The organism is Actinophytocola sp. (assembly GCF_036002505.1).
Lineage (GTDB): Bacteria > Actinomycetota > Actinomycetes > Mycobacteriales > Pseudonocardiaceae > DASYTH01.
The window spans coordinates 1-11,010 of the sequence record NZ_DASYTH010000059.1 but is presented as its reverse complement, the minus strand read 5'-3'; the positions used below and the strand labels follow the sequence as shown (position 1 = coordinate 11,010).

Sequence of the window (11,010 nt, the reverse complement as noted above, 5' to 3'; positions counted from 1 at the left end):
CTCCGCCTCCGGTATCACCTCGACCAGCCGGTCGGCCAACTCCCGATCAGGCGCAAAGTTGCACGCGCCGCCAAGGAAATAGTCATAGATCCGCGCGAGATTCGGCTTGTCGACGTCGATGCTCGCCACCAGCCGGTCAGGCAGTTCGTTCGGCACGCTGTAACTGGTCAGGTGGCTGGTTCGGCGTGTCGCGTGGTGTGACGGTTTCTGTTGGGGGACAATGCTTTGGTGTTGCAGCCGACGTATGACGATCTTGCTGCGTTGGTGGTTGCGCAGGCTGCGGAGATTGCGCGGTTGAAGGTCCGGGTGCTCGAGTTGGAGGCGCAGCTTAAGACGAATTCGAGGAATTCGTCGAAGCCGCCTTCGTCGGATGGGTTGGCCAAGCCGGCACCGAAGTCGTTGCGTCGCAAGAGCGGACGTAAGCCTGGTGGGCAGGCGGGTCATCCGGGGTCGACGCTGGCGCAGGTCGCCGATCCGGACGAGGTGGTCCGGCATGAGCCGGGCGCCTGCGGCGGGTGCGGTGCGGGGTTGGCAGACGCAGTGCAGGTCGGCGTGGAACGACGTCAGGTGTTCGACCTGCCGCCGATCTCGGTCCGGGTGACCGAGCATCAGGTGGTGACGCGACGATGCCGATGCGGGCAGGTGAGCTGTGGTGCCGCTCCGGATGGCGTGATCGCGCCGGTGCAGTACGGATCTCAGATTACCGCGATCATTCTTTACCTCTACATGGGACAGTTCCTGTCGAAGAAGCGCACCGCGCAGGCGTTGGCGGAGTTGTTCGGCACCCCGGTCTCCGAAGGCACGGTCGCTGCGGTGACCCGACGCGCATCCGGTGGCCTCACGGGCTTTCTGGAGCTGGTGCGGGGACGGATCGCCGAAGCACCGGTGGCGCATTTCGACGAGACCGGGTTCCGGGTTGCGGGAAAGCTGCACTGGGTGCACTCGGCCTCGACCGGGAAGTACTCGCTGATCACGGTGCATCGCAGGCGCGGTGTGAAGGGGATGGATCACGCCGGTGTCCTGTCCGGGTTCGCCGGTGTCGCGGTGCACGACGCCTGGGCCCCCTACGACACCTATACCCAGGTGACACACGCCTTGTGCAACAGCCACCTGCTCAGGGAATTGCAGGCCGTCGCCGACCTCGCGCCCACTGGGCAACCGTGGTGCTGGGCCACGCAGGCCGCCGACGCACTGCTCGAACTCAAAGAGCTTGTCGAGGCGGCGATCCAGGCAGGTCGACCAGCCATCGATGCCGCTCTGGCAGCCGAACAGACCCAGTTGCTGCGCTCAGCGGTGCGCCTGGGTGTCCGTCAGAACCAGGCACGTTCCTCCAAGACCATGGCCCGCCACCACGCCCTGGCCCGCCGGATCCTCGACCGCTACGACGACTACCTGCGGTTCACGACCGATTTCCGGATCCCCTTTGACAACAACGCCGCAGAGCGGGAAATCCGGATGGTCAAACTCCGCCAAAAAGTATCCGGATGCGCCAGAACCCTTACCGGCGCCCGACAATTCACCGCGATTCGATCCTACCTCGCCACCGCAGCCAAACACGGAACCACCTTCTTCCACGCCCTCGTCCAACTCGCCGAAGGCCGACCCTGGCTGCCCGCCACCCAATGACCTGACCAGTTACCACCCAAGCACATGCCGAGGTGTCCACCGCGCGCGACAGCGAGACTCCTGGATGGTTCGGGGGAGCGGGAAACAACGAGGTGCACTGGGCGACCAGCTCCTTCCTCAACGAGGCGGAATGGCAGCTTCGGCAGCTCTGTGACGACCAAGAGCAACTTGTCGCCTCCCTGGCGGAGTATCGGACAATGCTGCTGGAACACGTTGAACAGGCTCGACGGATGGACGACAACAACGCCGAGCGGTTCCGCGCGATCGAGCGCGACCTGCCATCTGGGGGTCGGTAATCATGGGACTGCCTCCCGGCCGTGGCCCGATCCCGGTCTCCGGCATCGACGCCAGCAACGACCCAGAACTTGCGAAGGCCGCCGGCGAACTGAACGCGTGGATCGACTACCTGCTACACCCGGAGTTGAACGACGGCCCGCGCATCTACCGCTACGTCCACCCGAAGTATCCCGATGAGCCAGAGATGGGCGAACTGCCCTATCGCAACCCGTGGCTCGACGACCGGCCCCAAGAGTACGAAACCAGATCTGTCCTCGAGAACTACGCGGCGGACATCGGCGCCTTCTTCAGGCCGGCCCAAGCCGTCAGCGGTATCAGCGAGTCGCTCATCGAACGGACCTACTCCCAGCTCAGTCAGGGCTGCTTCACCTGGAACAAGCAAGAATCCAACGATGCCCCGGCAGGCGGCGACCAGCGGCGCGTCTTGGACGTGCATTATCCGGAATTGCATCCGGCCCGGAATAACTGGATGCAGATGCGCAAGAGTTGGATCAGTCGGCAGGACAACGCGGCACATGAGTTCGAAGGTGACTTTATCAAATTTCAGGTCTTCACTGAGAACTGTTTTTACGTGGTTGCCGAACACCTGGTACGGTACCGGGCCATCTTCAAGAAGGCCGGTGAGGATATCGCCAGGTTGATGTTCGGGTTGACGGACAAGTTTGCCACGTTCAATCCATTCCCTGAGGGCGGAGGGGTTGGTTTCAACTTTCTGTCGATCGTCGTCACCGGTCTGGTCGCCGCCGCCACCGCGGTTATCACCGAGGGTACCGGCGTCACGGCCGGGGTCTTGCTGGGGTCGGCGGTCGCGGACATGCTCGGCGAAGCGGTGAAGACGGCGAATTCGACTGGCCCGGACTCGACTCAGTACCAGCTCGAGAGTCGCGAACACCTCCGGGACGTTGCCAAGCAGTATCTGGACGCGGTCGAAAAGATCGAATCGGATGTCTCGTGGGCCATCAATCAACTCTTCGCGAGCCTCCGCGTCGAGGTCGACAAGCTGCGCACCGAGCGCATGTACGAGGCGGTGCCGGGAACCGGCACAAATGCGACATCCGTTCCACGCTATCGCGATTATCTCTGACGGTCGGGTTCATTTGGCCGACTTGATGGTCGATAGTACCGCCGAAGCGACGGCCCGCCCTTCGACGCAGGGATTCTTTCCTCCAGGGTCGCTGGCCGGGAAGTAGTATCTCACGTCGAAATAAGAAGAATCGTTGATCCCCACGGCAACGTCGCAGCTGAGTTTCGCCTTGTCGGGGCTGCTCTCATAAAGGATCGCCGGATAACCGTCCAGCGCCGTGGGCTCCCAATATCCCAAGATGCCCCTTGAGTGCAGGTAGTAAACCTCCTCAAGTCCCGCGGTGCCATAGGAGTAGCTGATTTTTGCGACGGCCCGAGCGTCTATGTTGGTGAATTCGCAAGCTCTGTGCGGAGGATCGCTTGTTCCGCCGGCCAGCGTGAGCGTCTGTCGCTGGGACGCGGTGAGGCTTTGGCAGGGGTCAGCCAGAAAACGGCTCGCGTCCAAGGGTTGTTTCACCGGCGGAGCGTCGGCCGAGGGATTGACGGACGTGTTCGTTCGGGATGTGTCGGTCGGCGTGGTCTGGGCAGGGGGATCGCTGGCGCATGCGGCGAGAGCCAGCAATGTGGCGAAGCCGAGCCAATGGTGCCATCTGATCATGTGCTCCCCTGCCCGATTCGGCGACGTGTGACCGAGCATATCGAGGGCGTGACCGTCAGCGGTTGCGGCCGCCGATGGAGTCCGCGTCCACGTGGAGCACGGTGAGGCCCCATGCCTGGGCCGTGGCCGCGACGAGGAGGTCGACCACGGACGGGCCTTCGTGCAAGCCGCGCTCAACCAACGTGTGCTGCGTGTCCTCGACGAATCGCCAGCTGTCATCAGGCATGGGATGCCAGGTGAACAGGAACCTGAGCTGGTCGCGGAGCTGACCATGATCAGCCTTGCTCGTTGCCGAACGGGTTAGCTCGGCCTCGACGACCGGACAGATGCCGACCAGCCCGGCCTTGACCGCATCTTGCCATCGGGTCTGGATGTCGCGGCTCTGCCGCAGTCGAACGATGGTCGACGTGTCGGCCAGATAGGTCACGCGGACTCATCCATGTGATCTTCCGCCTCTTCGCGTTCGATCATGTCGAGGTCGAGCCGGCCAAGGAGCGCACGGAACGACTCGAGGACAGCGGCCCGGCGCTCGACATCCTCGTCAGCAACGGCGGGATCGGTATGAGCCGCTTGGCGCTCAGGCGCCATACAGTTCCTCCAGGGCGCTGTCCCTCGACTCACTGGAGCGTACGACCTGAAGGGCTACTCCACCGGAGTGCGTGTGCGGTGGAGGCGGCGGAGGACGGAGCGGGGGAGGAGGCGGGCGCGCAGGGCCAGGGGGGAGGTGCGGCGCAGGCCGGCGACGAGGGCGTCGAAGGCTGGGGGGAGTGCGGGGTCGGTGCCGGCGCGGGCGCTGTACCAGGAGCGTTCGACCGCGGAGACGACGGTGCGCAGGGCGAGTTTGCCGTCGTCGTCGAGGTCGTGTTCGCGGGCCAGGCGGCGGGCGGTCATGCGGACCGTTTCGGCGTCGATGAGCTCGGCGCCGCGGTCGACGGACTCGGCGAGCAGCTCCTCCCAGGCGGCGGAGGCGGCCATGGGCTGGTTGCGGTGCACGGCGTGGCGGCGGGCGCGGCGGCGCCACTCGCGGATGAAGCCGGGCGCGGCGGCCAGGGTGAGCGCGACGATCAGGGCCGAGAGCCACCAGGAGACGAGCGCGGCGGCGAGGGTGATGGCGAGGAGCCAGCAGATCGCGGCCACCGGGATCAGCACGCGCCGGCGGATCCGGGCGGGGAGCAGGCCGCCGGCCGCGAGCATGGCGAGCACGCTGACCAGGAGTGCTATCACCGCGATACCACCGGTGGTCCAGCCGATCCAGGCCGGCGCGGCCTGCTGCTGCGCGGCGCCGACGGCGCCACCAGGATCCGGGTCGTCCTTGTCCTGCCTGGGGGTCGGCGGGGCCGCGGCCGACGGATCACCGGGGTTGGCGCTGCCCGTGCTGGGGTCGTCGCTCGGCGCCGAGCCGACCGTCTCCTGCGCGTACGGCGGGGTGAACGTGCGCCCATCGATCAGCGGCGTCGGGTCGAACATGGCCCAGCCCTGGCCGGGGAAGTAGATCTCGACCCAGGCGTGCGCATCCGACGTGGTGATCGAGCGGTAGTCGCTGGCGATGAAGCCGCCGGTGTAGCCGATCGCGACCCGGGACGGCAGGCCGGCGGCCCGGGCGAGAATGCCCATCGCCGAGGCGAACTGCTCGCAGAAGCCCTTTTTCGAGGTGAACAGGAAGTCGCTGAGCGCGTTGGCGTCGCTGCCGGACGCGGTCTGCTGGTCGTACTTGAACCCGTGGGCCTCGCTGAAGTACTTCTGCAGCGCGAACGCCTTGTCGTACGGCGTCGCCTTGCCGGCGGTGAGTTCCCGGGCGAGATCGGTCACCTTCGCGCTGATTCCGTTGGTCGCGAAGTAGCTCCGGTCGATTTCGCTGTAGTCGGTGCCGGCCGCGCGCAGCGCGTCGCCGTTCGGCAGGCTCAGGTCGACCTCTTCGGTGTACCGCGGCAGGCGGCGGCGGTCCCCGCGGAACACCATGCCGGTGCCGGTGTCGTAGCGCATGGCCCCCGGCAGGCCCTGGAACCGCTTCGGGATCCCGTACACCCCGGCGTAGAGGTCCTGGTAGTCGGTCACCGTCTCGACGTCGATCCGCGTGGTGCGGCCGAGCTGCCGGGTGCCCTTCGGCACGGGCAGCTCGCCCTGGGTGGCCGACACCCCCGAGTCGATCGGCTGCTTGACCGACCAGCCGCCGTTCCGGTCGAACTGGGACAGCGTGATCATCCGCATGTAGAGCGCGTCCTGGCCGAGCCCGTGCACCCGGAACAGCTCCCGGTTGGTGCCCTGGTCGAGCATGCCGCGCAGCTGCGTGAACGGCTTGAGCCCGAGCCCGCCGGGCCCGCCGGACCCGCCCCCGCCGGGCAGCTGGCCGACCGTGCCGATCACGGTGAACGCCGACCCGGCCAGCAGCGCGATCACCAGCGCCGTGGACACCTGGGCCACCGGCGAGCCGAACCCGCCGCCGGTGTTGGGCAGCGCCGGCCGGTTGCGCCACTGCTGGTGCCGGTGCGCCCCGTCCACCGCCAGCAGCAACGCGAACGAGCTCGCGCCGAGCACGAACGACCACCACGGCAGCATCTGGTCGGCGAGCGAGGCGGGCACCGCGTAGACGCACAGCAGCACCAGCCCGCACGCGGCCGGGGTGCCGGCGGCCACCGCGAGCGTGTCCACCAGCACGGCGACCAGCCCGATCGCGATCACCACCAGGCACAGCACGGCGGCCGTGGGGTCCACCGGCGGCACGCCGGTGCGCACCACCTCGACCGAGCGCTGCAGCACGTCGCCGAGCTCGCTGAACGCCGCCGGGCCGGGCAGCACGCCGAGGATGCCGGAGTTGGTGAACAGCGCCACCAGCAGGCACAGCACCGCGAACATCTGCGCCAGGCCCACCACCAGCACCGGCGTGCGGATCGCCCGCAGCCCCAGCCCGGTCGCGGTCACCACGATCACCGCGACGCCCGCGTAGCCCAGCCAGCGCAGGCCGTCGACCACCCCGGCGATCGCCGTCGACGCGCACAGTGTGGTCAGCGCGGCCACCACGGGTGTCACCGTCATCGACCACTGCTGCGAGGTCATGTCTGTGTTCATTGGCTCACTCCGCTCGCGTGCGCGGGCCTTGACGCGGTGTCTTCCTTCCTGCGCTGCTCGGTCGCTCGTTCCTCGCTCCCTGCGCTGCTCGTCAGTCCAGACACCCCCGGCCCGCTCGGTTCGTACGCTCCTGGCCCACTCATAACCCCGCCCCGGTGATCATCGTGTCGTCGCGTTTGAGGCCGGTGCGGCAGAGGTTGGCCCACACCCGGCTCATCGGGACCTCGGGCTGGGCCAGCGTGACGCCCCAGCCGGCACCGCGGAGCAGCGTCACCGAGCCGAGCTGGTCGGGCGGGGTGGCGTCGCCGTTGCCCCAGGCGGCGACGTCCAGCAGCACGGCGAGGCTCCGGCTGCCGCGGCTGCGGTGCCGGATGAGCTGGCCGAGCGACTCCGGGCCGGCCGCCCCGATGATCGCGATCAGCTCCTGGCCGTGCGCCGGGTCGGCCCGGACGTCCAGCTCGCGCTGGGTGACCGGCTGCAGCGCGGCGAGCGCGTCCAGCACGACGTTGTCGTGGTGCGTGCCGTCGCCCTCGTCGCCGACGAGCAGGTGCCCGCTCTCGGTGACCAGCCGGATCCGGTGGCCGTGCCGGTGCAGGTGCAGGCAGACGCTGGCGGCGAACGAGATCGCCCACTCCAGGCTGGCGGTCGCGCCGGTGCCGCGGTGCGCGGCCACCCGGTGGTCGAGCAGGATCGTGGTGCCGCCCCGCCACGGGCGCTCCTCCACCCGCACCATCATCTCGTCGCGCTTGGCGGTGGAGCGCCAGTGCACCTTGCGCAGGTCGTCGCCCTGCCGGTACGGCCGGACGATCGCGTCGTCGTCGCCCTGGCCGGCGTTGAGCCGCACCGAGCCGTCGTCGCCGGACCCGAGCCCGGAACCGCCGGGTAACCCGGAAAGCCGGGCCACCCGCGGCACCACGACCAGCCGGGAGGTGTGCGCCAGCTCGCGCTCGAACTCGGCCAGCCCGAACGGGTCGGTGATGGTCGCCTTGAGCGGGCCGAGCTGCTGGATGCCCCGCAGCATCGGGTGCACGGTGTAACGCAGCTGGGTGCCGGTGTGCCGGGGCAGGCGCTCGATGACGAAGCGTGGCTTGCCGCCCAGTGCGTACGGCACGCCGTCCTGCACCAGGAGCCCGCCGGTGGGCAGCCGGCCGAGGCTGCGGATGTGCAGGGCCACCTCGGCCTGCCCGCCGACCGGCACCCGGATCGGGTTGATCCGCCGCTCGGCCTGCAGCCCGACCCGGGCCACCGCGGTGAGGAAGCTGACCAGGATCGGCAGCGCCACCACGAACACGGACACCCGTAGCAGGTCGCGCTCGTTGAGCACGACCGAGCAGAGCGCGGCGGCCAGGCCCGCGGCCAGCAGGCACCGGCCTCGCGTCGTCAGGCCGGAGAGCGCACCTCGCATGTGACCTACCTACGTCGGGTGGGCTGTACCCCTGAAACAAACCGTGCGGTCGGGTCGAGCGCGCCTTGCGGCACCGGGACCCGCTGGACCAGGCCGCGGATCAGCTCGGCGGGGGAGCGCCGGCCGGCCTGGGCCTCGGCGGTGAGCACGAGCCGGTGGGCGAGCACCGGGATGGCCACTGCGTGCAGGTCGTCCGGCACCACGAAGTCGCGGCCGGCCAGCGCCGCCTGGGCGCGCGCGGCCCGGACCAGGTGCAGGGTGGACCGCGGTGACGCGCCGATCCGGATCTCCGGCAGCCGGCGGGTGGAGGACACCAGCTCGACCGCGTAGCGCTTGACGTCGGCGGAGAGCTCGACCCGGCGCACGGTCTCGATCAACTCGCTGATCTTGGCCGCGTCCGACACCGGTTGCAGGGTGTCCATCGGGTCGGCGCCGGCGTGCTCGTCGACCATGGCGAGCTCGGCGTGCGGGTCCGGGTAGCCGATCGAGACGCGGGTGGTGAACCGGTCCCGCTGGGCCTCGGGCAGCGCGTAGGTGCCCTCCATCTCGATCGGGTTCTGCGTGGCGATCACCATGAACGGCGCCTGCAGCCGGTAGGTCTGGGTGTCGACGGTGACCTGCTGCTCCTCCATGCACTCCAGCAGTGCGGACTGGGTCTTCGGGGAGGCACGGTTGATCTCGTCGCCGACCACGATGTTGGCGAACACCGGGCCGGGCCGGAATTCGAAGTCGTTGGTCTGCCGGTTGAAGATCGACACGCCGGTCACGTCGCTGGGCAGCAGGTCCGGGGTGAACTGGATGCGGCTGACCGTGCAGTCGATGGACCGGGCGAGCGCCTTGGCCAGCGACGTCTTGCCGACCCCGGGCACGTCCTCGACCAGCAGGTGGCCCTCGGCAAGCAGGGTGACCAGCGCGATCCGGACCACTTCGGGCTTGCCCACCAGTATCTTCTCGACGTTGGCGGCGATCCGCTGCGCGGTGGAGTGCAGCTCCTCGAGCGCGGGCGGCGGCCGGTAGCCGTCGGTGGTGGGCGAGTGGGAGTTCGTGATGGCTCCCGCCGCGGTGTAATGGTCGCCGCCCTGCGTTCCGTAGGGGTTACCCGGTAGCGCGGCTGGCGAGGTACTCGACGTCACTCGACCTCCTGGTGGTCTTACCCGTCACCCACGGGTAATCGGCGACGGCGCAGCATCTCATCAAGTGTGTCAAACCAGGGCGAAGTACCCCACTCCCCACGATGCCCCACGACTGGTACGTCGCGCAGCCGATTCGCGTTCCGAAGACGCGCAGGCCGGGCTCGTGGGCGCCGCGCGGCTCCGCAGACACCCATCAGCGTCCCCCGTACCGGTCATTCTCCCCCACCTCCCCCACCTCGCTCAAACCTGCGTCACCTGGGCAAACGTCCCGGCCCGGGCTGCCCCTAAGGGCTGGATCGGGTTGACCGTGGAGAAAAGTGGGGTACTGTGGCGCTACGTGGGGCAGACGGGGGCCCCATGGGGAGGTGAGGCAGAGGTGTTCCTCGGTACTCACACCCCGAAATTGGATGACAAGGGGCGGCTCACGCTGCCTGCCAAGTTCCGCGACGCGCTTGCGGGTGGGCTGATGGTCACCAAAGGTCAGGACCACTGCCTGTACGTCTTCCCGCGGAGCGAGTTCGAGGAGATGGCACGCAAGGTGGCCGCGGCGCCCCTGACGAACGAGGCGGTCCGCGCCTACCAGCGGTACCTGTTCGCCGGAACCGACGAGCAGCGTCCCGACGGGCAGGGACGGATCGCGGTCGCACCGGAGCTGCGGCGCTACGCCGGGCTGACCAAGGAGTGCGTGGTCATCGGGGCGATCACCAGGCTGGAGATCTGGGACGCGCAGGCGTGGCAGAACTACCTGGACGAGCACGAGGACAGCTACTCGCAGGCTCGCGACGAGGTTCTGCCGGGCGTGTTCTAACCAGGTCGGCCGGCCAGCTTTAGAGGAACAGCAGGAGGAGCCGTAAGGGGACGCGGGCGCCGCCAGGCCTCGGTCCGCTCGCTTTCGGCCCTGGCGCACCTTCCCCGGTGCCAGGTCCGACGAGCGGGCGGGGACCTGGCGGTGCCCGAGACGTGACTTTCTTTGCAGGGGAGGCGAAGTCGATGCATGAGCCGGTGCTGCTCGAGCGCGTCCTCGCCCTGTTCGCCCCGGCCCTCGCCGAGCGCTCCGCCGTCCTGGTCGACGCCACCGTGGGCCTCGGCGGCCATGCCGACGCGCTGCTCTCCGCACATCCCGCGCTGACCCTGGTCGGCCTCGACCGGGATCCGAGCGCGCTGGCCGCGTCCACCGACCGACTGGCCCGGCACGGCGACCGGGTGCACCTGGTGCACGCCGTCTACGACCAGATGCCCTTGGTATTGGCGGAGCTCGGTCTGTCCACTGTGGACGGTGTGCTGTTCGACCTCGGGGTGTCGTCGATGCAGCTCGACCGCGCCGAGCGCGGGTTCGCCTACGCCCAGGACGCGCCGCTGGACATGCGCATGGACCAGACCACCGGCCCGACCGCGGCCGACGTGCTGAACACCTACCCGGCGGCGGACCTGGCCCGGGTGCTGCGCGACTACGGCGAGGAGCGGTTCGCCGGCAAGATCGCGCGCGCGGTCGAGCGGGAGCGCGTCCGGGAGCCGTTCGCCACCAGCGCGCGGCTCGTCCAGTTGCTGTACGAGACGGTCCCGGCGGCCACCCGCCGCACCGGCGGGCACCCCGCCAAGCGCACGTTCCAGGCGCTGCGCATCGAGGTGAACGGCGAGCTGGAGGCGGTGCGCCAGGCCCTTCCCGCGGCGCTGGCCGCACTCCGGGTCGGCGGCCGGATCGTCGTGGAGTCCTACCAGTCGCTGGAGGACCGGCTGGTCAAGCAGGCGTTCGCGGAGCAGGCCAGGTCCCGCACGCCGGCCGGGCTGCCGGTGGAGCTACC

General features: G+C 68.8%; 12 protein-coding genes. 5 read left to right on the top strand and 7 right to left on the bottom strand.

Features of this window, described 5'->3' with window-relative positions; genetic code table 11:
* Positions 1-129 (bottom strand): SAM-dependent methyltransferase (locus tag VGR06_RS04570; RefSeq protein ID WP_327557679.1); only part of this gene is annotated, 129 nt, incomplete at its 3' end.
* A 99-nt stretch (positions 130-228) separates the two neighbouring features.
* On the opposite strand from VGR06_RS04570, the gene tnpC reads away from it, so the two are divergent.
* From tnpC to VGR06_RS04555, 3 genes are read left to right on the top strand one after another with little or no spacing between them, the layout of a single operon-like run.
* Positions 229-1,626 (top strand): IS66 family transposase, encoded by a 1,398-nt coding sequence (gene tnpC / locus VGR06_RS04565; RefSeq protein ID WP_327557677.1) that lies wholly within the window; start codon positions 229-231, stop codon positions 1,624-1,626.
* A gap of 32 nt (positions 1,627-1,658) precedes the next feature.
* On the top strand, positions 1,659-1,922 hold the full coding sequence (locus VGR06_RS04560; protein ID WP_327557676.1) for a hypothetical protein: 264 nt from the start codon (positions 1,659-1,661) through the stop codon (positions 1,920-1,922).
* A 2-nt stretch (positions 1,923-1,924) separates the two neighbouring features.
* A complete protein-coding gene (locus tag VGR06_RS04555; protein ID WP_327557675.1) occupies positions 1,925-3,007 on the top strand; it encodes a hypothetical protein in 1,083 nt (360 codons plus the stop codon).
* 9 nt (positions 3,008-3,016) lie between these two features.
* Here VGR06_RS04555 and VGR06_RS04550 read toward each other — a convergent pair whose 3' ends face one another.
* The 6 genes from VGR06_RS04550 to VGR06_RS04525 all read right to left on the bottom strand — a co-directional run bounded on the left by VGR06_RS04550 (position 3,017) and on the right by VGR06_RS04525 (position 9,208).
* Positions 3,017-3,604, bottom strand: coding sequence for a DUF3558 domain-containing protein (locus VGR06_RS04550; protein ID WP_327557674.1), 588 nt, complete (start codon positions 3,602-3,604; stop codon positions 3,017-3,019).
* Positions 3,605-3,659: 55 nt separating this feature from the next.
* Entirely contained in the window at positions 3,660-4,031 is a 372-nt protein-coding gene (locus tag VGR06_RS04545) for a PIN domain-containing protein (RefSeq protein ID WP_327557673.1), read from the bottom strand.
* Positions 4,028-4,192, bottom strand: a complete 165-nt coding sequence (locus tag VGR06_RS04540; protein WP_327557672.1) for a hypothetical protein — start codon at positions 4,190-4,192, stop codon at positions 4,028-4,030. The genes VGR06_RS04545 and VGR06_RS04540 overlap by 4 nt, the downstream gene beginning before the upstream one ends.
* A gap of 54 nt (positions 4,193-4,246) precedes the next feature.
* A complete protein-coding gene (locus VGR06_RS04535) occupies positions 4,247-6,670 on the bottom strand; it encodes a DUF3488 and transglutaminase-like domain-containing protein (RefSeq protein WP_327557671.1) in 2,424 nt (807 codons plus the stop codon).
* 139 nt (positions 6,671-6,809) lie between these two features.
* Entirely contained in the window at positions 6,810-8,075 is a 1,266-nt protein-coding gene (locus VGR06_RS04530) for a DUF58 domain-containing protein (RefSeq protein ID WP_327557670.1), read from the bottom strand.
* Positions 8,076-8,080: 5 nt separating this feature from the next.
* Positions 8,081-9,208, bottom strand: a complete 1,128-nt coding sequence (locus VGR06_RS04525; protein WP_327557669.1) for a MoxR family ATPase — start codon at positions 9,206-9,208, stop codon at positions 8,081-8,083.
* A gap of 376 nt (positions 9,209-9,584) precedes the next feature.
* On the opposite strand from VGR06_RS04525, the gene mraZ reads away from it, so the two are divergent.
* Positions 9,585-10,016 carry a division/cell wall cluster transcriptional repressor MraZ gene (gene mraZ, locus VGR06_RS04520; protein WP_327557668.1) on the top strand — a complete coding sequence of 144 codons (432 nt, stop codon included), beginning with the start codon at positions 9,585-9,587 and terminating at the stop codon, positions 10,014-10,016.
* A 182-nt stretch (positions 10,017-10,198) separates the two neighbouring features.
* Positions 10,199-11,010 (top strand): 16S rRNA (cytosine(1402)-N(4))-methyltransferase RsmH (rsmH, locus tag VGR06_RS04515; protein ID WP_327557678.1); only part of this gene is annotated, 812 nt, incomplete at its 3' end.